Raw genomic sequence first — 21,963 nt, forward strand, 5'->3', positions numbered from 1 at the left:
GTTCGGGGACGTGCCCCACCCTGCCCCCGCGTGATCGTGAAGTCCAACCGATGGGGCTCATGCCATTCAGCTGTGCCGCTTCTCAATGGTTCAGCTGTTCGACCGGGGTCGCGGGCGTGGCGGGAATGCTTCGGCGGGAGGTGGTGTTGGACCCCACGTAGCTGACATGCGCAAGCCAAGCACTTGCGGTGTGGGCGGAAGGAGGACCTCATGGCACGCGCCACCACGCGTCCCGTCGTGACCCTGCGGTCGACGGCCGGGACCGGCGTCACCTATGTGACGCGCAAGAACCGTCTCAACGACCCCGACCGGCTGACCCTGCGCAAGTACGACCCCGTGGCGGGCCGGCACGTCGCGTTCCGCGAGGTGCGCTGACCCCCCGGTGGTCACCGACGGCCCGACCGGGCCGTGAGGCCCGACCAGGCCGTGAACAGGCATGCCCCGCGATGGGCAGCCATGAGAACCCTTGAGCAGCCTTGAGGAGGCACATCCCGTGAAGCACGGAATCCACCCCGAGACCCGCCCGGTCGTCTTCCGGGACCGTGTGGCGGGCGTCGCGTTCCTGACCCGCTCGACCGCGACGTCCGCGAACACGGTCGAATGGGAGGACGGCACCACCTACCCGGTGATCGACGTGGAGACGTCGTCGGCCAGCCACCCGTTCTACACCGGCACCCGGCGGATCATGGACAGCGCCGGCCGCGTGGAGAGGTTCGAGCGCCGGTACGGACGCGCGGGGGCCGCGCGCCGCTGACCCGGTTCCACGGCCCGGCCGCGCCCACCCGGCGTGGCCGGGCCGACATGTACGCCCGCTCAGCCCCGCCCCGCCGGGGCACCGCCCACGAGCTCCTCCAGCAAGGCCCTGTCCTCGTCGTCGGCCGGTGCCCAGGCTGTCGGATCGCCGAGGAGGGTGCGCACCAGCGCCGCCTCCGCACGGAAGACGGCCCGGCACCGCGCGCTCCGGACGGTCCGCCTCGTGCCCGAGCAGCCGCACCTCCCGGCCGACTGTCCGCGGCCGCGTCTCGCGCCTCACTCCCCACCCGGTCCCGCGCCGGCATCAAGCGGATCGCCTTCCGCCATCGGGTCACGCTCATCTCGTCGCTCCGCACCGGCATCAACCGGAATCGACCGCCCCACGCACGCCGGGTCCGGGCCACCTGACCGCTCGAGCGGCGGCCCGGGGCGACTCGGTTCCCGCACGCCCGCGCCCGCGCTCACCCGATGCGCCGAATTCCGCGCCAACAGGCAACCCGGGCAACACATTTCCGCTCTCACAGGTTGTTCGCAGGCCGGGCGGGGGCGCGTGGGGTGCGCCCGGCATACACCGGCCGGCCCGTGAGCTGTCGAGTCCGATGCCACTGACCATGGCACTCGCAGACGAGGAACCGATGACCAGTCAGCAACACCGTAAGCGTGTCCAGCGCGCGTCGCTCGCCGCGGCCGCCGCGCTCACCGTCGTCGTCGTGGGGGCCGGCGCCGCACCGGGTGCCGGACCGGCGAGCCCGGCCGGCCAGCCGAAGCTCAAGCTGGTGGCCGCGTCGAAGTCCGTCACGATCGACCGGTGGGAGGGGGAACCCGGGGTCTACCTCGACCTCGGTACGTACATCACCGTCGACAAGGCTCCGCTGGAGTTCAAGGTGACGCGGAAGTCCTACAAGGACCCCGTCGTCGCCCAGCAGGTCTTCCGCGACGGCTCGAGCACGCGCGTGAAGACGCTGCCCGCGGGCACCGTGAAGGACTTCTCGGGTCTGCCCGGCTTCCTGGAGGTCACCATCAAGAACGCGGCCGGTGAGGTCGCGGCCACCACGAAGGGCACCTACTGCCCGAACAACGCCTCCGGCCGTATCCGCCCGGACGCCCCGGCCAACTCGCACTACCCGGAGAGCTGCCCCACCAACCCGTTCACCCTCGGCTCCGTGTGGGGTGTGGAGAAGGGCTGGGCGTCCAACTCCAGCACCTTCGACTACGACAAGCCGCTCGACCTCCCGGCGGGCGAGTACACGGCCAGTGTGCGTGTGGCGAAGAAGTACCGGGACATGTTCGGCATCCCCGACGACCGTCCCACCGTCAAGGTGACGGTACGCGCCGCGAGCAACGAAGGCGGCGGCCAGGGCCTCGGCGCCCAGCGGTCCGGTGCCCACCACGGCGCCGGGCACGGCGGCCACCACTACGGCCCGCGCGGCGCCGACGAGCCGACCCGGCCCGCCCTGTCGCACGCCATGGAGGAGCGCGGCCTCGCCCACCACCTGGGCGACGGTCCCGGCCACACCGACGGCTCGCGCATCGCTCCCGCCCTGAAGCCGAACAGCAAGCGGCCCACCGGCCGCGCGGCCGTTCCGGCGAACGCGCCCAAGCCCGACCTGCGTTCGCTGCCCGCCTGGGGCATCGCCATCACCGACGGCGAGGACGGCGACGTAGCCGGCAAGGACTACCTCGCCTTCAGCGCCAACGTCTGGAACGCGGGCCCGGCCCCGCTCGTCGTGGACGGCTTCCGCAAGCCCGGCGCGGACCTGATGGACGCCTACCAGTACTTCTACGACGCCCGCGGCAAGCAGATCGGCTACACGCCCACCGGCACCATGGAGTGGGACGCGCGCGTCGGGCACGAGCACTGGCACTTCACCGACTTCGCCAGCTACCGCCTGCTCAGCGCGGACCGCACCGAGGAGGTGCGCAGCGGCAAGGAGGCCTTCTGCCTGGCCAACACCGACGCCGTCGACTACACGGTGAAGAACGCCAACTGGCACCCGTACAACACCGATCTGTCGACCGCCTGCGGCCAGCAGAACTCCCTGTCCGTGCGCGAGGTCCTGGACGTCGGCTCCGGCGACACCTACACCCAGTACCGCCCCGGCCAGTCCTTCGACATCACCGACCTGCCGAACGGCACCTACTACATCCAGGTGATCGCCAACCCGGCCAAGCGCCTGAAGGAGGCCAACCTCAACAACAACACCGCCCTGCGCAAGGTGGTCCTCGGCGGTGTGCCGGGCGCCCGCACCGTGCAGGTCCCGCCGCACCAGCTGATCGACGCCAACTGACCCACGGCGTCACAGGCCCCGGGGACGCCGCGCGCCAGCGGCCGTCCCCGGGGCCGCTTCCCTTCTTCGACGGAACCTCCACGCGCGCGTGGGGCACGACGTCATGAGCGACCCGACCGAGACGAACGACGGAACCTCCCCACGCGCGTGGGGCACCGCCGGACCGGCCCGCCACACACGCGACGGCCCGCACGGGGCACCTCCCCGGTGAGACGCCGCACGACGAGGCGTCCGGGCCGGCCGCGGTCGAGGCCGCCCTGAGGGAGCACGCTTCGGTCCACTTCGCCCGGCACGGCGACAACGACGGCTCCCGGAGCATCCTGCGCGGCGGCGGCCTCGCCTCACCGACCCGTTGGGCGGCGTATCTCCGCGTCGGAGCGTGAGACGGCAGCCGGCCACCGGCACGGCGGCCCGACCCGGCGTCAGCCGCGGCAACGGGTACGGCCGTTGCCGTCCGAGTCGTCTGCGGACCTCGTGCACGCGTGGACACGAGAACGTCCGGGCCGGCCCACGAGGGCCGGACCGGACGGGGAGCTCGTCGGGCCGGAAGGATCAGACGAGGTCGAAGCGGTCGAGGTCCATGACCTTGACCCAGGCGGCGACGAAGTCGGTCACGAACTTCTTCTTCGCGTCGTCGCTCGCGTAGACCTCGGCGAGGGCGCGCAGCTCCGAGTTCGAGCCGAAGACGAGGTCGGCGCGGGAGCCCGTCCACTTCACGGCACCCGTCGCGTCACGGCCCTCGAACACGCTCTGGTCCTCGGAGGTCGACTTCCACGTGATGCCCAGGTCGAGCAGGTTGACGAAGAAGTCGTTGGTCAGCACGCCGGGGGTGTCGGTGAGGACGCCCAGCGAGGTGCCCTGGCTGTTGGCGCCCAGCACCCGCAGACCGCCGACCAGGACGGTCGTCTCGGGGGCGCTGAGGGTCAGCAGGTTGGCGCGGTCCAGCAGCAGGTACTCGGCCGGCAGGCGGTTGCCCTTGCCGTGGTAGTTGCGGAAGCCGTCCGCGGTCGGCTCCAGGGCCGCGAAGGACTCGGCGTCCGTGTGCTCCTCGCCCGCGTCGACCCGGCCCGGGGTGAAGGGCACCTCGACGTCGACGCCGCCGTCCTTGGCGGCCTTCTCCACCGCGGCCGTACCGCCGAGGACGATCAGGTCGGCCAGCGAGACCTTCTTGGCGCCGGAGTTGAACTCCTGCTGGACGCCCTCGAGGACGCGCAGCACCTGGGCGAGCTGGTCGGGGTCGTTGGCCTCCCAGCCGCGCTGCGGCTCCAGCCGGATGCGGGCGCCGTTGGCACCGCCGCGCTTGTCGCTGCCGCGGAACGTCGAGGCCGACGCCCACGCGGTGGAGACCAGCTGCGAGACCGTCAGGCCCGAGTCGAGGAGCCTGGCCTTGAGCGCCGCGACGTCCGCGGCGTCGAGGGCCGGGCCCTCGGCCTGCGGCAGCGGGTCCTGCCACAGCAGCGTCTCCTCCGGGACCTCGGGACCGAGGTAGAGGGACTTCGGGCCCATGTCGCGGTGGGTCAGCTTGTACCAGGCGCGCGCGAACGCGTCCGCGAACTCCGCCGGGTTCTCGTAGAACCGGCGGGAGATCGGCTCGTAGATCGGGTCGAGCTTCAGGGACAGGTCCGTGGTGAGCATCGTCGGCAGGTGCTTCTTCGCCGGGTCGAAGGCGTCCGGGACGATCGCCTCGGCGTCCTTCGCGACCCACTGGTGGGCGCCGGCCGGGCTCTGGCTGAGCTCGTAGTCGTACTCGAAGAGGTTCTTGAAGAACCCGTTGCTCCACTGGGTCGGGGTGGTGGTCCAGGTGACCTCCAGGCCGGACGTGATGGCGTCCTTGCCCACGCCCGTGCCGTAGCTGTTCCTCCAGCCGAGGCCCTGCTGCTCCATCGGGGAGGCCTCGGGGTCCGGGCCGACGCTGTCCGCGGGGCCCGCGCCGTGGGTCTTGCCGAAGGTGTGGCCGCCGGCGATCAGGGCGACGGTCTCCTCGTCGTTCATCGCCATGCGGCGGAACGTCTCACGGATGTCGCGGGCCGCGGCGATCGGGTCCGGGTTGCCGTTGGGGCCCTCCGGGTTGACGTAGATCAGACCCATCTGGACCGCGCCGAGCGGATTCTCCAGCTCGCGGTCACCGGTGTAGCGCTGGTCGTCGAGCCAGGTGGTCTCGGGACCCCAGTAGACGTCCTCCTCGGCCTCCCAGACGTCCGCGCGGCCGCCGCCGAAGCCGAAGGTCTCGAAGCCCATGGTCTCCAGCGCGACATTGCCGGTGAGGACCATGAGGTCGGCCCAGGAGATCGACTGGCCGTACTTCTTCTTCACCGGCCACAGCAGACGGCGGGCCTTGTCGAGGTTGCCGTTGTCGGGCCAGCTGTTGAGCGGGGCGAAGCGCTGCTGGCCGGCGCCGGCGCCGCCGCGGCCGTCGCTGATGCGGTAGGTGCCCGCGCTGTGCCAGGCCATACGGATCATCAGCGGGCCGTAGTTGCCGAAGTCGGCGGGCCACCAGTCCTGCGAGGTGGTGAGCACCTCGGCGATGTCCCGCTTCACGGCCGCGAGGTCGAGGTTCCGGAACGCCTCGGCGTAGTCGAACTCCTCGCCCAGCGGGTTCGCGACCGCGGGGTTCGTGGCAAGGATCTTGAGGTTGAGTTTGTCCGGCCACCACTGGCGGTTTCCGCCGCCCTGCGTCGGGTGCGCCGCGCGCCCGTGCGCGACCGGGCAGCCGCCCCCGGCCTCCGTCTTCGCGTCTGTGACGATTGCTTCGTGGTTCTCAGACATGGCAATCCTTCTGTTCTGGGCGGATCACGTGCTCAGGAACTGGGGGTGGAGGCACAGCCGGGGCACAGGCCCCAGTAGATGACCTCGGCCTCGTCGATGAGGAAACCGTGGTCCTCGGAGGCGGTCAGGCAGGGTGTCTCGGCGACCGCGCAGTCGACGTCGCCGACGGCGCCGCACGATCGGCACACGACGTGGTGGTGATTGTCCCCGACGCGTCCCTCGAAGCGGGCCGGGCTGCCGGCCGGTTCGATCCGGCGGACGAGGCCCGCCGAGGTGAGGGCGTGCAGGGCTTCGTAGACGGCTTGGAGGGATATGTGGCCGACCCGGTCGCGGACTCCCGTCGCGATCGCGTCGACGCCCAGGTGATCACCGCTGCGCACGGTCTCCAGCAGCGCCACGCGTGCGGCTGTCACGCGCAGGCCGGCTCCGCGCAGCTCCTCGGCGGTGGTCGGTGTCCCCGATGCGGTCATGAGGTCGAACCTACCCTCATAAACACGAATGATTCAAGGAAACGAGCGAGACAAGTCTGGTCGTGTCGAGGTCGGCTGATGTTTGCACGCGCATTCCTTGACCAGCTGCCCGGAATATGGTATTCCGCCCGGACTGTGAGTGCGAGTGCCGAGGCCCGGCCGGATGACGCACCGAACGGTCCCCGCTCCCCTCCGGCGCCGCGTGCGGACGGTCCCCGCTCCCCTCCGGCGCCCCGCGCGGACGTGGTGCGGTGGCTTGGTCACCGTGTCCCGAGCCGCGGGCGGGGCGTGGATACGATGATCATCACGGCCCGGCGGAACGCTCCGGCCCCACCCCGGACGTCCTGCTCCGGGCGCCCCGCTCCGGCGGTCCCGCCCGGGTCCGGCCCCGTTCGCGGCTCCGGCGAGAGGACGACCTATGACCGCGCAGCCCGTCCGTGATCCCTACGGACCCCAGGGCGCGCCGGACCCGGACGACCCCGAGAACGCCAGGGTCCCCGGCACCCCCGCCGGCGGCACGGTGATCCTGCTCAACGGCGCGTCCAGCTCGGGGAAGTCGAGCATCGCCCGGGAACTGCTCACCGTGCTGGACGGCACCTGGTTCCATCTGCCGGTGGACGCCTTCCACGCCCTGCGCGGCGGCGTCGTCCCCGAGGGCGGCCTCCAGGCGGAGATCGACCGGACCTGCAAGGGCTTCCACCGCGCGGTCGCCGGGATGGCGGCGGGCGGCAACAACCTCGTCGTCGACCACCCGCTGAGCCGCCGCTGGCGGCTGCTGGACCTGCTCGACGTGCTCGACCCCGGGAACACCGTGCTGGTCGCGGTCCGTTGCCCGCTGTCCGAGCTGGAGCGCCGCGAGGCGGAACGCGGCGACCGGCAGCGGGGCCTCGCCGCCCTCCAGTACCCGCACGTCCACTCCCACGGCCCGCACGACCTCGACGTGGACACCGGCAGGGAGAGCCCCGCCGAGTGCGCCCGGCGTGTCCGCGACTTCCTGGCCGACCGTCGGCGTCCGACGGCGTTCGAGGCGCTGCGCCGCGCGTACGGCCGTTGAGCGCGGATCAGTGTGTGGCCCGCACGGGATGCCCGCTCATGATCGACACCCGGTTGAAGGCGTTGATGGTGATCGCCACCCAGATCACCGCGGAGATCTGGTCCTCGGTGAGCACCTCGCGCGCGGCGGCGTAGGCGGTGTCCTGCGCCGCGGTGCCGGAGGCCGCGGTCGTCGCCTCCGCGAGGTCCAGCGCGGCGCGCTCCTCGGGGGTGTAGACCTCGGTCTCGCGCCAGGCCGCGAGCACGCCCAGCCGCTGGTTCGTCTCGCCGGCGCGCAGGGCCGCACGGGTGTGCACATGCAGGCAGTAGGCGCACCCGTTGATCTGCGACACGCGGAGGTTGAGCAGTTCCACGAGCCTGCGGTCGAGCCCGGCCCCGGCCGCGGCCGCCCGTACGGCCTCCGCCGTCTGCGACAGCGCGTGGTAGGCCTTCGGGGTCCGCTTGTCGACGTAGATCCGCTCGGCCTCGGGTTCGGGGCTGGTGTTCAAGCCGGTGCTCCTTCGGGTGCCGCGGCCGCTGCCGCTGAGCTGCGTTAAGCTGCGCGGGCGGGTATTGTTTAAAAGTAAACTAACATGCGTGGAGGTGTTCCGATGAGCAACATCGAAACAGGGCCGGTCGAGATGCGCTGCGGAACCGACACGGCCGAAGCCCCGGTGGCGGAACCGCGCGTCGACGTCCTCACCCCTCGCGATGTGCCCCTCGGCGGCCCGCGCGCGATGACCGTACGCCGCACCCTGCCGCAACGGGCGCGCACCCTGATCGGCGCCTGGTGCTTCGCCGACCACTACGGCCCGGACGACGTCGCCGCCACCGGCGGCATGGTCGTCCCGCCCCATCCGCACACCGGACTCCAGACCGTCAGCTGGCTGTTCACCGGGGAGATCGAGCACCGCGACAGCCTGGGCAGCCACGCCTACGTCCGCCCCGGCGAGCTGAACCTGATGACCGGCGGCCACGGCATCGCCCACTCCGAGGTCTCCACCGACCGCACCTCCGTCCTGCACGGCGTACAGCTCTGGGTCGCCCTGCCGCACGAACACCGCGACACCGAGCGGGACTTCCAGCACTACGCCCCCGAACCCGTGCGCGCCGAGGGCGCCGAGATCCGGGTCTTCCTCGGTTCCCTCGCCGGATCGGACTCTCCGGTGGCCACCTTCAGCCCGCTGCTCGGCGCCGAGATCGTCCTCGCCCCGCACGCCGCCCTCACCCTCGCCGTGGACCCCGGCTTCGAACACGGCGTTCTGGTCGACCGGGGCACCGTCCGCGTCGCCGGAACCGTCCTCGCGCGGGCCGAACTGGGCTACGTCCACCCCGGCCCCACGGCCCTCACCCTCCACAACGAGTCCGCCGCCCCGGCCCGGATCGTCCTGCTCGGCGGCACGCCCTTCGAGGAGGAGATCGTGATGTGGTGGAACTTCATCGGGCGCGGCCACGACGACATCGCCCGGGCCCGCGAGGACTGGGAGAACCACTCCGACCGCTTCGGCGCGGTCGCCGACTACCCGGGCGACCGCCTGCCGGCCCCCGCCCTGCCGCACGCGACCATCACCCCGCGCCGCAACCCGCCGCGCGCCTGACACCGCGCACCTGTCCGCCCGGCCACCCGAACCGACCCGAGAGGAACCGCCCCATGAGCGACACCCCCACCGTCACCGTCCAGCCCGTCGACGCCCGCCACCGCTACGAGATCCACGTCGACGGTGTCCGCGCGGGCCTGACCGCCTACCGCGACCGCGACGGGCGGCGCGTCTTCTTCCACACCGAGGTCGACGACGCCTTCGCCGGACAGGGACTCGCGGGCAGGCTGGTCGAGGAGGCGCTCACGGACGTGCGGTCGCGCGGGATGCGCATCGTGCCGGTGTGCCCGTACGTCGCCAAGTTCCTGAAGAAGCACCATGAGTTCGACGACATCACCGACCCGGTGACGCCCGACGTTCTCGCCTGGCTGGAGGCGCGGCTCGCCTGACACGACCCGCCCGCCCCGGCGGGGCCGTGGAGGTGATCCGCCGTCACCTCGGACGGCCGGGCCGCCCCCCCCGGAGTCTCGCCGAGGGTAGGGTCGGCCGGGCAACGTCCTGGTACGACCCCCTGGAACGGATCCCGTATGAACGACGACTGGATCACGCGCCCCGAGACCGCCGCCGACGTCCCCGTCGTCCGCAGAATCGTTCTCGCGGCCTTCGACACCCCGCTGGAGGCCGACCTCGTGGACGCCCTGCGGGCGGACGAGGCATGGATCGAGGGGCTGTCGGTCGTGGCGGCCGGTCCCGACGGCGTCCCCGTCGGGCACGCGCTGCTGACCCGCTGTCACATCGGCGAGGTGCCGGCCCTGTGCCTCGCGCCGGTGGCGGTGCTGCCGGAGCACCAGCGCACCGGGGCGGGCGGGGCGGCCGTGCGCGCGGCGCTGCGGGCGGCCGCGGAACTCGGCGAGCGGTTCGTCGTGGTGCTCGGACACCCGTCGTACTACCCGAAGTTCGGCTTCGGCCGTGCTTCCGCCCACGGCATCTCGGTGACCTTCGACGTCCCCGACGAGGCCCTGATGGCGCTCGCTCTCGATCCCGGGCACGCGCTGCCGGGCGGCGTCGTGCGGTACGCCGGGCCCTTCGGCATCTGAGTCGGCGGAGCCGGGCGGGGCCGAGGTGGCCCCCGCCCGGCCCGCTGTCACCGGCCGACGGGTCAGCGGCCGAGCAGCCGCTTCACCTTCTTGCCCTTGGCCGACTCGCCCAGCGTCTTCCACAGCTCGGCCGACCCGGTGTACGCGTAGACGCCGGGGGCGCCCTGCTCGGCGCAGCCGTCGCCGTACGACACGACGCCTATCTGGTAGACGCCCTGACGGCCCTTGAGCTTGCGGAACATCGGGCCGCCGCTGTCACCCTGGCAGGAGTCCCTGCCCTCGACACCCGCGCAGACGTTGACCTTCTTGTCGTACTCGGCGTACGAGGCCTTGCACTCGATGTGCGACACGATCGGCACGTTCACCGCGCGCAGCCGGTCCGGGTAGGCCGGCACCTCGGTGTTGACGTTGCCCCAGCCGGCGACGGTCGCCTGGGCGCCCGGACGGATCAGGGCGTCCGTGCCGACCGTGGGCAGCAGGACCGGCGCGATGCCGGTGACCGGCTTGTCGAGGTACAGGAAGGCGATGTCGTACGCCTCCTGGCCCCGGGCGTAGCGCGGGTGGACCACGATGTCGGTCACGTTGCGCAGCTGGCCCTGGTTCTTCCTGGAGAGCGCCGTACGGCCGACGGTGGTCTCGATCTCCTTGGGGTTCGTGCCCAGCACGCAGTGCGCGGCGGTCATGACCAGGTCCCGCGAGAGCAGGCTGCCACCGCAGAACTGCCGGTCGACCGGCTTGCCCGGGCCCTTGGACAGCAGCGCCGCCATGAACGGGTACCTGCCGTCGGGCTGCTGCACACCGCCGATGATGTTCGCGACCGGACGCCCGCGGTCCGCGGCGTCACCGGCCGCCTGGGCGGACCCGACGGACGTGGCGGTCAGCGCGAGCGCGGCACCGCACACGGCCGTGGCGGCGGCGATCCGCCGTCCGGTCGCTCTGTGGGGGGTGGACAGACGCATGAAGTGTCTTCTCCGTTCTCCGTGTTCCCGGCCACCGCCGGACGCCCGGCCCGGCACCTCCAACGGGCGCGGAGCCGGGGCAGACCGCCCGGCTCGGTGGCATGTCGTACAGCCAGACGGGAACCACGTGACGGAGGTTCACTCATGATCGGGACAAGCCGACCGGGGTGCCGGCGCCGCCCGTTCCTCCGCCGTACGGGACCGGGTCGCGGACTCCTCCAGCAGCTCCTGGGCGCGCGGCGGCCCCGTGGCGGGGACGCCCCGGGGCAGGCGCAGTTCCGCCCGGCCGGCCGCCGGGTAGGAGGGAGGATCCCGCGCCGGGCCTCGCGCGACCCCCTCCCGCCCCGGGCACCGCGCTCCCGTGCCTCAGGAGACCGCGCCCAGCTTCCCGCCGAGCACGCGCCGACGCCCGCCGGTGCCGTCCTCGTCCCCGCTGCCGTCCTTCGGCGACCCCTGCGCCCACAGGGAACGCACATGGCCGAGATGGCGGGCGATGCACTCCTGCGCGCCCTCCGCGTCCCCGGCGATCATCAGGTCGAGCAGTTCGAGGTGCTCCTCGGCCGACGGGATGAGACGGTCGCTCTCGTCGAGTGCGGTCAGCCCGTACAGCCGGGACCGCTTGCGCAGGTCGCCGACCGTCTCGACGAGCCGGTCGTTGCCGCCGAGGGCGAGCAGCGAGAGATGGAACTGCCGGTCGGCCTCCAGATATCCGATGAGGTCGTGCTCCCGCGCCGCGGCCACGATCCGCTCGGCCACCGGGCGCAGTGCCTCCAGGTCCGCGCGGGAGGCGTCGCGTGTGATCCGCCCGATCGTCGGGACCTCGATGAGCATCCGGATCTCGCTGTACTGGTCGAGGTCGCGCTCGTCGACCTCGGTGACCCGGAACCCCTTGTTGCGGACCGGCTCCACGAGCCCCTCACGGGCCAGGTCGAGCATGGCCTCGCGCACGGGCGTCGCGGAGACGCCGAAGTCCTCCGCGAGACCGGGCGCCGAGTAGACCTCGCCAGGCTGGAGTTCGCCGGAGATCAGCGCGGCCCGCAGCGCGTGGGCGACCTGGTCGCGCAGCCGCTCACGGGCGGTGACGAGGGTGCGCTGCTTGAGGTGGCCCATGGTGTTCCCTTCGTGCCGCTGCAGGGCACCAGAGTACAATGTCACGTTGTTTCCGCCCCGGCCGTACGGCAGTTGCCGCTCACCGCGGAACCCGCAGCAGGAACCCGCTCACAGCAGGAACCCCGCGGGGAACGGGTCGTCCGGGTCGAGGAAGTACTGGGCCGTGCCCGTGATCCAGGCCCGCCCGGTGATCCGGGGCACGACCGCGGGCGTCCCGCCGACCTCCGTCTCCTCGACGAGCCGGCCGGTGAACTCCGTACCGATGAAGGACTCGTTGACGAAGTCCCGGTGCAGCGGCAGCTCTCCGCGCGCGTGCAGCTGAGCCATGCGCGCGGAGGTCCCGGTGCCGCACGGCGAACGGTCGAACCAGCCCGGGTGGATGGCCATGGCGTGCCGCGAACGCCGAGCGTCGGACCCGGGTGCGGCGAGATACACGTGCTTGAGCCCGGCGATCTCCGGCTGCTCGGGATGCACCGGCCGGCCCGCCGAGGCGTTCACCGCGTCCATGACCGCGAGTCCCGCCGTCAGCAGATCGTCCTTGCGGGCGCGGTCGAACGGCAGCCCCAGCGCCTCCAGTTCGACGAAGGCGTAGAAGTTCCCGCCGTACGCGAGGTCGTACGTCACCGAGCCGTACCCCGGCACCTCCACCTTGCGGTCCAGGCCCACGCAGAAGGACGGCACATTGGTGAGCGTGACCGATCTCGCCGCCCCGTCCTCCACTTGCACGTCGACGGAGACCAGCCCCGCCGGGGTGTCGAGGCGGACGGTGGTGACGGGCTCGGTCACCGCCACCATGCCGGTCTCCACGAGCACGGTCGCGACACCGATGGTGCCGTGCCCGCACATCGGGAGCAGCCCGGAGACCTCCACGAACAGCACCCCGTAGTCGGCGTCGGGCCGGGTGGGCGGCTGGAGGATCGCCCCGCTCATCGCCGCGTGGCCGCGCGGCTCGTACATCAGCAGCGTGCGGACGTGGTCCAGACGCTCGGCGAAGTGGCGGCGGCGCTCGGCCATGGTGGCGCCGGGCACCACCCCGAGGCCGCCGGTGACGACCCGGGTGGGCATGCCCTCGGTGTGCGAGTCGACCGCGTGGAACACATGACGAGTGCGCACGAACGTCCCTTTCGATCCGGTTCCGGTCGGGTGCCGTTGTCAGCGGTGGCCGTCGGCGACGGCCTTCTCGGTGGCCGCGCGGATCTCGGCCTCCTGGGCGTCGGTCAGCGGCATACGGGGCGGCCGGGTGGGTCCGCCGGGCACGCCGACGACGTCCATGGACAGCTTGATCGCCTGCACGAACTCGGTCCGCGAGTCCCAGCGCAGCAGCGGGTGCAGCGACCGGTACAACGGCAGCGCGGTGGAGAGGTCCTGGGCGGTCGCGGCGTCGTAGAGCTGGGCGCACGCCTCCGGGAAGGCGTTCGGGTACCCGGCGACCCAGCCGACCGCGCCCGCCACCGCCAGTTCCAGCAGTACGTCGTCCGCGCCGATCAGCAGGTCGAGTTCGGGGGCGAGTTCGGCGATCCGGTAGGCCCTGCGGACATCGCCGGAGAACTCCTTCACGGCCACGATCCCCGTCTCGGCGTGCAGCCGCGCCAGCAGCTCCGGGACGAGGTCGACCTTGGTGTCGACGGGGTTGTTGTACGCCACGACGGGCAGCCCGGCCCGCGCGACCCCGGCGTAGTGCGCGAGCACCGCCCGCTCGTCGGCCCGGTACGCGTTCGGCGGCAGCAGCAGCACACTGCCGCAGCCCGCCTCGGCGGCCTGGTCGGCCCAGCGCCGTGCCTCGGCGCCGCCGTACGCGGAGACCCCGGGCATCACCCGCGCGCCGTCGCCCGCCGCCTCGACGGCCGTACGGACCACGAGGGCCCGTTCCGCGTCGGTGAGGGTCTGGTACTCGCCGAGCGAGCCGTTGGGCACGACGCCGTCGCAGCCGCTCGCGATGAGGCGGCGCACTTGGGCGGCGTAGGCGTCGTAGTCGACGGACAGGTCCTCGCGCAGGGGGAGCGCGGTGGCGACCATGATGCCGCGCCACGGGCGTTCGGTGCTCCAGGAACCGGTGGTGCTCATCGGGGGAACCCTTCTGTGGAGGCGGAGTGGTCGTCCGGGCCGGCCGCTTCGGCCAGCGCGGTGAGGGTGACGGGGGTCGCCAGGGGGCGGCGCTCGGGAGAGGGCGGCAGCGGGCGGGCCGGTGGCGCGGGCTCCGGCGGGTGAGCTTCTCGCGGTACGGCGGGCCGTGCCGGGTCCTCCGGTGACAGCCCCGGCCGTGACTCCGCGGCGAGGCAGGCCACCGCCGTGCCGCACATCCGGCCCTGGCACCAGCCCATGCCCGCGCGGGTGAGCAGCTTGACCGTGCGGGCGTCACCGGCGCCCTGCCCGGCGACGGCCTCGCGGACCCGGCCCGCGGTGACCTCCTCGCAGCGGCAGACGTCCGTTCCGTCGTCGAGCCAGCCGGTCCAGCCCGGGCGGGGCGCGTGGACACGGGCCATGAGCCCGGCGAAGGCCCGCAGCCGGGCCCGCCCGCGCCGCAGCCGCCGCAGCCGCGCCCCGGCCAGGGTGCGCCCGCTCACCCGGGCGGCCACCGCGGCAGCGGCGATCTCGCCCTCCAGCAGGGCGAGTCGCACCCCGCCGACACCGCCGGTCTCGCCCGCGGCCCACAGGCCCGGCACCGAGGTGCGCTGCTCGTCGTCGAGGTCCAGCGCGGTGGTGCCGTCCGGGGTGCGCCGGGTCGCGCAGCCCAGCGCGGTCGCCAGGTCGATGTGCGGGACCAGCCCGTGGCCGACCGCGAGCGCGTCGCAGTCGATCCGCCGCCCCGAGCCCGGTACGGGACGCCAGTCGCCGTCCAGCCGGGCCACGGTGACGGCCTCCACCCGGTCCGTCCCGTGCACCCGGGTGACGGCGCTGCGGGTCCGCACCGGAACCCGGTGGCGGAGCAGCGCCGCACCGAACGCCATGGCCTCGGCGGCCTTGCCCGGGACCGCCGCGAGGACGTCCGGGCGGCGGGCGTAGGCCGGATAGCCGGCCGCCTCCACCAGGGCCGGGACCCGGGCCCCGGCCGAGGCGAGCGAGGCGGCGACCGCGAGCAGCAGCGGTCCGCTGCCCGCGACGACGATCCGCCGGCCCGGCAGCACCAGGCCCGACTTGAGCATGGCCTGGGCCCCTCCGGCCGTCACGACACCGGGCAGGGTCCAGCCGGGAAAGGGGAGCTGGCGCTCGTACGCCCCGGTGGCGAGCACTACGGTCCTGGCGCGCACGGCGACGGGGTGCCGGCCGTCCTCGCCGAGGACCGCGTGCACGGTGAACGGGGCTCGCTGGTCCTCCGGTTGCCGCGTCAGTGTCCAGACGTGGTGTCCGGGAAGGCGGGTCGCTCCGCTGTCCCCGAGCCGGTCGCGCAGGGCGGTGTAGGTCCCCCAGCCGTGGTGCAGCGCCTCGGGGCGGGTGGCGCCGAGGCCGGGGGAGGGGTGGCGGTAGTACTGCCCGCCCGTCTGCTCGCCCGCGTCCAGCAGGGCGACGGAGACGCCGAGTTCGGCGGCGGTCACCGCGGCGGCGAGGCCCGCAGGGCCGGCCCCGATCACCGCCAGGCCGTACACCCGCGGGTCAGACGGTGAGGTCGGCATGCCCGTGTCCCTCCTGGGTGGTGACCGTGTCGCCGGGGCGGGCCGGGACCAGACAGGCCCGCAGGTTGGGGCGGCCGTCGACCGTCACCAGGCAGTCGAAGCAGTGCCCGATGCCGCAGAACGCCCCGCGCGGGCGGCCCCCGGTCCGGGTGGTGCGCCAGGCGAGCACCCCGGCCGCCCACAGCACGGCGGCCACGGACTGGCCGGGCAGCGCGGCCAGCGTCCGTCCGTCGAAGGTGATCTCGAAGGTGTCGGGTGCGGCGCCGACGAGCTCGGCGGGGCTGCGGTCACGCTTCATGTGCGGTTCCCTTCGGCCGGCTTGTGCTCTCGGTTCCTCCCGGCCGGTCCTCGAACCGCTCCGGCCTGAAGGGCCCGATGTCCAGGGGCGGTTCACCGCCGGAGGCGATCGCGGCGATCACCCGCCCGGTGGCAGGGGCCAGGCCGATGCCCGCGCCCTCGTGGCCGCAGGCGTGCAGCAGCCCGGGCCGGCGTGGATCGGGGCCGATGGCGGGCAGATGGTCGGGGAGGTAGGGGCGGAACCCGGCGTAGGTGCGCAGGGCGCGTACCGATCCGAGTACCGGGAAGAGCCGTACCGCCTGGGCGGCCAGCCGGGTCACCGCGGGCACGGAGAGGGTGCGGTCGAAGCCGACCCGCTCCCGGCTGGCGCCGATCAGGACCGGGCCGGCGGGGGTGCCCTCCACCACGGCCGAGGTCTGCAGCGCCGCCGAGTCGCTGGCGACGTCGGCCACGTAGTCGGCGGCGTACACCTTGTGCCGCACCACGCGCGGCAGCGGCTCGGTCACCAGGACGAAGCCGCGCCGGGGTCTGACCGGCAGCTCCACGCCCGCCAGCGCGGCCACCTCCCCGCCCCAGGTGCCCGCCGCGTTCACCACGTGGGGTGCGTGGATCTCGCCGTCGGCCGTGCGGACACCCCGTACCCGGCCGCCGGGGCCGGTCAGGACGCCGGTGACCCGCTCGCCTGGCCGCAGCCGTACCCGCTCCCCGGCCGCACGCAGCAGATGGGCCGCCGCCAGCGCGGGCTGCACCTGGGCGTCCTGGGGGTAGTGGACCCCTCCCGCGAGGCCGGGGGCCAGATGCGGTTCCAGTTCGCCGAGCCGGTCCGGGGGGACCTCCGACGCCTTGACGCCCGAGGCGCGTTGGCGTGCCGCGAACCCCCGCAGCGCGGTGAGCTCCTTGTCGCCGTCGGCCACGACCAGGCCGCCCTTGGGCTCGAACTCCACCGCCGACGGCAGTTCAGCGGCGAGTTCGCGCCACAACCCGGCCGACAGCAGGGCGAGTTCGAGCTCGGGGCCGGGCGCCTTGTCGGAGACGAGGAGGTTGCCCTCACCCGCCCCGGTGGTGCCGCCCGCGACGGGGCCACGGTCGATCACGGTGACGGTCAGGCCGGCGCGGGCGGCGTAGTAGGCGCAGGCCGCGCCGACCACGCCCGCCCCGACCACGATGAGATCCGGGGAATGTCTCGTGGGCACGTCAGTAATATTTCACATTGCACTGAGGTTGCCAAGGGATCTCACACCCGCGTCGGGACGCCTGCCCCCGTGCCCGGCAGTCCTGTTGACCGCCGTCAGCCCTCCATGAGCGCGCCCATCCAGTCCTCGATCCCGTCCGGAGTACGCGGCAGCGCCCCCGACATCAGCCGCGCGCCCCCGGCCGTGACGACGAGGTCGTCCTCGATGCGCACGCCGATGCCGCGCAGCTCGGGCGGCAGGGTCTCGTCGTCGGGCTGGAGATAGAGGCCCGGCTCGACGGTCAGCACCTGGCCCTCCTCCAGCACGCCGTCCAGATACGCCTCCGCCCTCGCCTGGGCGCAGTCGTGCACATCGAGACCGAGCATGTGCCCGCTGCTGCACAGGGTGTAGCGCCGGTGGAGGTCGCCGTCGGGGGTCTTCAAGACGCCCCATTCGGCGAGGCCCCCGGCGATCACCGTCATCGCCGCGCGGTGGAAGTCGCGGAAGCGCGCGCCCGGCCGCAGCGCGGCGATGCCCGCCTCCTGCGCCGCGAGCACCAGTTCGTACACCTGGCGCTGCACGGGGGAGAAGCGGCCGGACAGCGGCATGGTCCGGGTGATGTCCGCGGTGTAGAGCGTGTCGGTCTCCACGCCCGCGTCGAGCAGTAGCAACTCCCGCGCGTCCAGCGGCCCGTCGTTGCGGATCCAGTGCAACACGCAGGCGTGCGCGCCGGAGGCGGCGATCGTCTCGTACCCGGTGCCGTTGCCCTCGGCGCGGGCGCGCAGCCCGAACACGCCCTCGATCCAGCGTTCCCCGCGAGGATGGGCGAGCGCCCGCGGCAGGGCGCGGACGACGTCCTCGAAACCGGCGGTGGTGTGGTCGACGGCCTGTTGCAGCTGGGCGACCTCCCAGGCGTCCTTCGCCAGCCGCAACTCGGACAGCGCGGCGGCCAGTTCGGTGTCCGAGGCCGCGTCGCGGCCCGGCGGGAGCTGGTCCAGGCCGTCGAGCAGGGCGCAGCGCAGGCCGGTCATGCGTTCGGTCTCGGCGAGGTCGGGGCGGCGGCCGACCCAGAACTCCCCGTACCGGCGGTCCCGGTAGAAGCCCTGGTCGGTGCGCGGCGAGCGGGGCCGCAGATACAGCACCGCCTCGTGTCCGTGGGGGCCGTCCGGCTCCAGTACCAGTACATGCCCGGCCTGGTCCTCGCCGGTCAGACCGGTCAGCCAGGCGTAGGCGCTGCGCGGGCGGAAGCGGTGGTCGCAGTCGTTGGTGCGGACCTTCAGCTCGCCGGCCGGGACGACGAGCCGCTCGCCGGGGAAGCGCGCGGACAGCCGGGCCCGGCGCGCCGGGGTGACATCGGCGGCGGACAGCCGCAGGTCACCGGGCAGCGGGCTCGCGGCCCAGCCGCTCGCCATGAACCGCTCCAGCTCCTCCGAGACGGCCAGGTCATGGCTGACCGTGCGCGGTGCGGCGGCTGCTACGGGATCGTTCACGCGGTCCTCCTCGGGCGGTCCGTCGAGAGGCGCCGGTGACGTCCGCTCAACAGCCTTTCGGTGCACGGGGGTTGTCAGTGCAATTTCACATTACTACGTTACGCATCACATGGCGCAGCCCGGTTCAGCGCGGCGATCTCCCCCGAGGCGGCGTCGGATCACCCATCTCACCCACCCACTCCCCACAGGAGTCACCGGTGTTCCCCACGAGAACCCCGCACCACTCCCGCGCCCGCACCGCACGGCGGCGCACATCCCTGCTCGCCGTCACCGCGACGCTGGCCGTCGGCCTCACCGGCGTGCCGAACGGGCACGCGGCGATCCCGGTCCCCGGGCCGGCCGCGGCCCCCGCCCGGGCGTACGAGGCGCCCGGCGACCACGTCGAGCGCCTGGCCGCGGCACCCCGGCCCGCCGCGCTCGCGCTCCCCGCCCCGGGCACGCACCGCGCCGACGGCCGGGTCCCCGGCCCCGCGACTCGCCCCCGTACGACCGCCGTGCGCACGGCCGGCCGGCACCAACAGGCCGCGTCCTGCACGCTCGACGGCGTCACAGAGCTGTCCCCCGAGCGGTTCGCGGACTTCCTCACCGATCCCGCCGTCACCGCCGACGGCTGTCTGCGCACCCTGATCTGGACCTGGGACGCCCGGCTCGCCCCCGTGATGTCGGACGCCCACGTCCAGGCGGTGTCCCGGCGTGCCGCCGCGCTCGCCCCCGCCCACGACGGCACCGACGGCGGCAACCTCCTGGAGCTGTTCACCTATCTCCACGCGGTCGCCTACCACGACTTCTCGCGCACCGAGATCGACGTCACCGACGCCCCGACCGTCTCCGCGATGCGCGAGGCCGTGGCCGCCTTCGGCGCCGCCGCCCGCAGCTTCGACCCGACCCGCACCAACGCCGAGACCCTGCGCGAAGCCCTCTACGCGGCCAGTGCCCCCGGTCTTCGGCAGCACCAACTCCCGCTCGTCCAAAGGGTCCTGGCCACCATGGGCCCCGACCGCGACACCGCCCGCGACACCGCGTGGGCCGGCGCCGCCCTCGCCGCCCTGTCCCTGAACTACCTGGGCGTCTACCCCGGCAACCGGGACACGGCCTTCCACGACGCCGTCGCCGCCGACAGCGCCTACCGCGCCGCCTTCCGCGCCTTCGGCGGCCACGCCCACCTCAAAGACGGCCCCAACGCCTGGGTCGTACGGGACGCGGTCGGCGAGTACGGCCGCTTCGGGCAGATCGACCGGCTGCGCGCCGAGACGGTCACCGGCCTCGGCACCCTGCTCGACACCACCGCCCGCACCTTCGGCGACCGCAGCGCGCCCTGGGCCAAGGCCGCGAGCTGGCTCATCGAGTTCGACGCCTGCGCGCCCCACCAGGTCTGCCGCGCCGACATCGAACGCCGCCTCTTCCCCTCCCTGTTCGCCTACGACACCGACGCCCGCGGCGACACGATCAAGGTGCGCACCGGACTGGACCGGGCGACCGTCGACCAGCTCTACTACGCGAGCAAGCAGGTCAAGGCCCAGTTCCACCGGGTCCTTGGCACCGGGCAGCCGCTGCGCGGCGACACCAACTCCACGCTGAACACCGTGCTGTACGCCTCACGCGCCGACTACGAGAACTTCCACCCCCTGCTCACCGGCATGGGCACGGACAACGGCGGCATCTACATCGAACGCGGCGCGACCTTCTACACGTACCAGCGCCGCGTCCCGCAGGACTCCTCACTCACCCTGGAGGAGCTGTTCCGGCACGAGTACACCCACTACCTCAACGGACGCTGGGCGGTGCCGGGTCTGTTCGGCGAGGGCCCCTGGTACCAGGGCGACCGCACCACCGCGATGGACGAGGGCACGGCCGAGTTCTTCGCCGGAGCGACCCGCGACGGCGGCGTCGAGGTGCGCAGGTCCCTGGTGAGGAGCATCATCCGGGACACCGCGAACGGCGGCCCGCGCATGAGCGTCGACCAGTTGCTGCACGCCACCTACGACGGCGACGGCTTCCGCTTCTACTCCTACGCCGGCACTTTCTTCGGCTTCCTCTGGCTCGAACACCCCGACCTGTTGCGGGAGATGTACCGGAACCTGCGCGCCGACGACCCCGCGGCCCACGACGCCTGGCGCGACCGCCTCGGCCGGGACTCCGCGCTCCAGCGGGCCTACGACGCGTTCCTCGACGAGCGGATCGCACACGTCGACGACCTGTTCGTGCCCGACACCCGGTTCACCCCCGTCGGTGAACTCGGCGCCACGACACCGGCACAGGTGCGGTCGTCCTTCGCCGGCGCCACCTATATGACGCCCGAGTGCGCCTCCGGCGGCAGCCCTGACCGGCCGCGCTTCGTCTGCACCGGCATGATCACCGCGAACCTGTCGGACGCCGGGGACGCGGGCGAGGTCTTCAGGGAGATGGGAGAGACGGCCGACTACTTCATCCTCGACCGCGCCCTCACGGGAGTGAACAACCTCGCCGACATGAACTGCTCCTTCGGCGAGGTCACCATCTGGTCCGACCGCCTCGCGGGAACGGCGGACTTCCGCTGCGAGGGGCCGCTGCGCCCCTGACCGCCCGCACGGGCCGCGGCGGCCGGGTACGGCGTGTCAGCCGACCCGGTCGCCCGGCCCGACCGGGTACGCCTCCAGACCGGGCGTGGCCAGCACATCGGCGACCAGCGCGGCCGAGCCGCACACATACGTGCTGACCAGGTCGACGTCACCGCCCACGCACCAGGCCCGGTCCTGCGGCCACCACAGGTCGGGCAGCTCGGCGAACTCGTCGGCCGACACCGGCGACACGGCGTCGGCCAGCGGTCCGCGGAGCAGCACCTCGTCGCGGCCCGGCGTGACGAACGTGGGAACGCCGTCGAAGTCCCAGCGGCCGTAGCCGTGCCAGAGGCCGAACCAGCACCGCTCCGCCGTGCCGGTGTGCCGGGCGAGCACGGGGATCAGCGCGTCGGCGACCTCGGGCGGCGTCGGGCCCTCCGCCGGGTGCTCGTCCCACACCCCCGGCAGGCCGTACTCCGCGGCCTGTTGGTAGTCCCGGCCGGCCCCGATGACCTCGTACCAGTCGGTGAGCGGACCCAGCTCACGCCCGTAGGCGGCGGCCACCGTGTCCCAGCGCACCGGGCGTTCGCCGAGGGACGCCGGATGCAGCACACGGGCGCAGGCGTCGAACCCGGGCGCCGCGACACCCGCCACCTTCCCCAGACTCCAGTGCTCCGAGGGGCCCTTGCCGATCCACTCGGCGGGACCCAGGTCGTCGACGCACACCAGCAGCCGTCCGTACCGTTCGGGCGTGGGCTCTCGGTGCACCGGGGGGTAGTCGTTCATCCGTACAGTCTGCCCGGCCGCACGCTCCGTTGATCGGACTTTGTTCCGACCCCGGGC

The 21,963-nt window shown here is 73.2% G+C and carries 20 protein-coding genes; 8 read left to right on the forward strand and 12 right to left on the reverse strand.

The window, feature by feature from the left end; all coding sequences use genetic code 11:
* Positions 1–210: 210 nt before the first annotated feature.
* The 3 genes from rpmG (at position 211) to ACFYR0_RS25470 (ending at position 3,041) form a co-directional block, all read left to right on the forward strand.
* On the forward strand, positions 211–375 hold the full coding sequence (gene rpmG, locus ACFYR0_RS25460; protein WP_386387648.1) for a 50S ribosomal protein L33: 165 nt from the start codon (positions 211–213) through the stop codon (positions 373–375).
* A 118-nt stretch (positions 376–493) separates the two neighbouring features.
* Positions 494–754, forward strand: a complete 261-nt coding sequence (locus ACFYR0_RS25465) for a type B 50S ribosomal protein L31 (protein ID WP_389332389.1) — start codon at positions 494–496, stop codon at positions 752–754.
* 634 nt (positions 755–1,388) lie between these two features.
* Positions 1,389–3,041, forward strand: coding sequence for a lysyl oxidase family protein (locus ACFYR0_RS25470; RefSeq protein WP_389332392.1), 1,653 nt, complete (start codon positions 1,389–1,391; stop codon positions 3,039–3,041).
* 552 nt (positions 3,042–3,593) lie between these two features.
* Here ACFYR0_RS25470 and katG read toward each other — a convergent pair.
* Both katG and ACFYR0_RS25480 read right to left on the reverse strand, forming a co-directional pair.
* Complete coding sequence (gene katG, locus ACFYR0_RS25475; RefSeq protein ID WP_389332395.1) at positions 3,594–5,807, reverse strand: catalase/peroxidase HPI; 2,214 nt, start codon at positions 5,805–5,807, stop codon at positions 3,594–3,596.
* Positions 5,808–5,839: 32 nt separating this feature from the next.
* Positions 5,840–6,277 (reverse strand): Fur family transcriptional regulator, encoded by a 438-nt coding sequence (locus tag ACFYR0_RS25480; RefSeq protein WP_389332398.1) that lies wholly within the window; start codon positions 6,275–6,277, stop codon positions 5,840–5,842.
* Positions 6,278–6,695: 418 nt separating this feature from the next.
* Here ACFYR0_RS25480 and ACFYR0_RS25485 point away from each other — a divergent pair, with 418 nt between their 5' ends.
* Positions 6,696–7,331: a chloramphenicol phosphotransferase CPT family protein gene (locus ACFYR0_RS25485; protein WP_389332401.1), complete on the forward strand. Its 636-nt coding sequence runs from the start codon at positions 6,696–6,698 to the stop codon at positions 7,329–7,331.
* Between the two features lie 7 nt (positions 7,332–7,338).
* Here the strand turns inward: ACFYR0_RS25485 and ACFYR0_RS25490 are convergent, their stop codons facing one another.
* Positions 7,339–7,818 carry a carboxymuconolactone decarboxylase family protein gene (locus tag ACFYR0_RS25490; RefSeq protein ID WP_389332404.1) on the reverse strand — a complete coding sequence of 160 codons (480 nt, stop codon included), beginning with the start codon at positions 7,816–7,818 and terminating at the stop codon, positions 7,339–7,341.
* 102 nt (positions 7,819–7,920) lie between these two features.
* On the opposite strand from ACFYR0_RS25490, the gene ACFYR0_RS25495 reads away from it, so the two are divergent.
* The 3 genes from ACFYR0_RS25495 to ACFYR0_RS25505 all read left to right on the forward strand — a co-directional run bounded on the left by ACFYR0_RS25495 (position 7,921) and on the right by ACFYR0_RS25505 (position 9,944).
* On the forward strand, positions 7,921–8,907 hold the full coding sequence (locus ACFYR0_RS25495) for a pirin family protein (protein ID WP_389332407.1): 987 nt from the start codon (positions 7,921–7,923) through the stop codon (positions 8,905–8,907).
* A 53-nt stretch (positions 8,908–8,960) separates the two neighbouring features.
* Positions 8,961–9,296: a GNAT family N-acetyltransferase gene (locus tag ACFYR0_RS25500; protein ID WP_389332410.1), complete on the forward strand. Its 336-nt coding sequence runs from the start codon at positions 8,961–8,963 to the stop codon at positions 9,294–9,296.
* 138 nt (positions 9,297–9,434) lie between these two features.
* On the forward strand, positions 9,435–9,944 hold the full coding sequence (locus ACFYR0_RS25505) for a GNAT family N-acetyltransferase (protein ID WP_389332413.1): 510 nt from the start codon (positions 9,435–9,437) through the stop codon (positions 9,942–9,944).
* A gap of 62 nt (positions 9,945–10,006) precedes the next feature.
* Here the strand turns inward: ACFYR0_RS25505 and ACFYR0_RS25510 are convergent, their stop codons facing one another.
* From ACFYR0_RS25510 to ACFYR0_RS25545, 8 genes are all read right to left on the reverse strand, one after another.
* On the reverse strand, positions 10,007–10,903 hold the full coding sequence (locus ACFYR0_RS25510) for a S1 family serine peptidase (protein WP_389332416.1): 897 nt from the start codon (positions 10,901–10,903) through the stop codon (positions 10,007–10,009).
* Positions 10,904–11,269: 366 nt separating this feature from the next.
* Positions 11,270–12,013, reverse strand: a complete 744-nt coding sequence (locus ACFYR0_RS25515; protein WP_389332634.1) for a GntR family transcriptional regulator — start codon at positions 12,011–12,013, stop codon at positions 11,270–11,272.
* Between the two features lie 108 nt (positions 12,014–12,121).
* Complete coding sequence (locus ACFYR0_RS25520) at positions 12,122–13,126, reverse strand: proline racemase family protein (protein ID WP_389332419.1); 1,005 nt, start codon at positions 13,124–13,126, stop codon at positions 12,122–12,124.
* 39 nt (positions 13,127–13,165) lie between these two features.
* Entirely contained in the window at positions 13,166–14,077 is a 912-nt protein-coding gene (locus ACFYR0_RS25525) for a dihydrodipicolinate synthase family protein (protein ID WP_389332422.1), read from the reverse strand.
* A complete protein-coding gene (locus ACFYR0_RS25530; protein ID WP_389332425.1) occupies positions 14,074–15,624 on the reverse strand; it encodes an NAD(P)/FAD-dependent oxidoreductase in 1,551 nt (516 codons plus the stop codon). The genes ACFYR0_RS25525 and ACFYR0_RS25530 overlap by 4 nt, the downstream gene beginning before the upstream one ends.
* A complete protein-coding gene (locus tag ACFYR0_RS25535; protein ID WP_389332428.1) occupies positions 15,605–15,922 on the reverse strand; it encodes a (2Fe-2S)-binding protein in 318 nt (105 codons plus the stop codon). The genes ACFYR0_RS25530 and ACFYR0_RS25535 overlap by 20 nt, the downstream gene beginning before the upstream one ends.
* Positions 15,912–17,114 (reverse strand): NAD(P)/FAD-dependent oxidoreductase, encoded by a 1,203-nt coding sequence (locus ACFYR0_RS25540; protein WP_389332431.1) that lies wholly within the window; start codon positions 17,112–17,114, stop codon positions 15,912–15,914. The genes ACFYR0_RS25535 and ACFYR0_RS25540 overlap by 11 nt, the downstream gene beginning before the upstream one ends.
* A 95-nt stretch (positions 17,115–17,209) precedes the next feature.
* Positions 17,210–18,583 carry an aminopeptidase P family protein gene (locus ACFYR0_RS25545; RefSeq protein WP_389332434.1) on the reverse strand — a complete coding sequence of 458 codons (1,374 nt, stop codon included), beginning with the start codon at positions 18,581–18,583 and terminating at the stop codon, positions 17,210–17,212.
* A gap of 197 nt (positions 18,584–18,780) precedes the next feature.
* Here ACFYR0_RS25545 and ACFYR0_RS25550 point away from each other — a divergent pair, with 197 nt between their 5' ends.
* Positions 18,781–21,141, forward strand: coding sequence for a collagenase (locus ACFYR0_RS25550; RefSeq protein WP_389332437.1), 2,361 nt, complete (start codon positions 18,781–18,783; stop codon positions 21,139–21,141).
* Positions 21,142–21,177: 36 nt separating this feature from the next.
* Here ACFYR0_RS25550 and ACFYR0_RS25555 read toward each other — a convergent pair whose 3' ends face one another.
* Positions 21,178–21,906: a hypothetical protein gene (locus ACFYR0_RS25555; RefSeq protein WP_389332440.1), complete on the reverse strand. Its 729-nt coding sequence runs from the start codon at positions 21,904–21,906 to the stop codon at positions 21,178–21,180.
* Between the last annotated feature and the right edge of the window lie 57 nt (positions 21,907–21,963).

The sequence above is a fragment of the Streptomyces sp. NPDC005017 genome, from assembly GCF_042873115.1.
Lineage (GTDB): Bacteria > Actinomycetota > Actinomycetes > Streptomycetales > Streptomycetaceae > Streptomyces.

What these genes read in the sequence shown, in the direction of transcription:
- rpmG (WP_386387648.1), top strand. Translation starts at nt 211, where the DNA reads ATGGCACGCGCCACCACGCGTCCCGTCGTGACCCTGCGGTCGACGGCC.
- ACFYR0_RS25470 (WP_389332392.1), top strand. Translation starts at nt 1,389, where the DNA reads ATGACCAGTCAGCAACACCGTAAGCGTGTCCAGCGCGCGTCGCTCGCC.
- katG (WP_389332395.1), bottom strand. Translation starts at nt 5,807, where the DNA reads ATGTCTGAGAACCACGAAGCAATCGTCACAGACGCGAAGACGGAGGCC.
- ACFYR0_RS25480 (WP_389332398.1), bottom strand. Translation starts at nt 6,277, where the DNA reads ATGACCGCATCGGGGACACCGACCACCGCCGAGGAGCTGCGCGGAGCC.
- ACFYR0_RS25485 (WP_389332401.1), top strand. Translation starts at nt 6,696, where the DNA reads ATGACCGCGCAGCCCGTCCGTGATCCCTACGGACCCCAGGGCGCGCCG.
- ACFYR0_RS25495 (WP_389332407.1), top strand. Translation starts at nt 7,921, where the DNA reads ATGAGCAACATCGAAACAGGGCCGGTCGAGATGCGCTGCGGAACCGAC.
- ACFYR0_RS25500 (WP_389332410.1), top strand. Translation starts at nt 8,961, where the DNA reads ATGAGCGACACCCCCACCGTCACCGTCCAGCCCGTCGACGCCCGCCAC.
- ACFYR0_RS25505 (WP_389332413.1), top strand. Translation starts at nt 9,435, where the DNA reads ATGAACGACGACTGGATCACGCGCCCCGAGACCGCCGCCGACGTCCCC.
- ACFYR0_RS25510 (WP_389332416.1), bottom strand. Translation starts at nt 10,903, where the DNA reads ATGCGTCTGTCCACCCCCCACAGAGCGACCGGACGGCGGATCGCCGCC.
- ACFYR0_RS25515 (WP_389332634.1), bottom strand. Translation starts at nt 12,013, where the DNA reads ATGGGCCACCTCAAGCAGCGCACCCTCGTCACCGCCCGTGAGCGGCTG.
- ACFYR0_RS25525 (WP_389332422.1), bottom strand. Translation starts at nt 14,077, where the DNA reads ATGAGCACCACCGGTTCCTGGAGCACCGAACGCCCGTGGCGCGGCATC.
- ACFYR0_RS25530 (WP_389332425.1), bottom strand. Translation starts at nt 15,624, where the DNA reads ATGCCGACCTCACCGTCTGACCCGCGGGTGTACGGCCTGGCGGTGATC.
- ACFYR0_RS25535 (WP_389332428.1), bottom strand. Translation starts at nt 15,922, where the DNA reads ATGAAGCGTGACCGCAGCCCCGCCGAGCTCGTCGGCGCCGCACCCGAC.
- ACFYR0_RS25555 (WP_389332440.1), bottom strand. Translation starts at nt 21,906, where the DNA reads ATGAACGACTACCCCCCGGTGCACCGAGAGCCCACGCCCGAACGGTAC.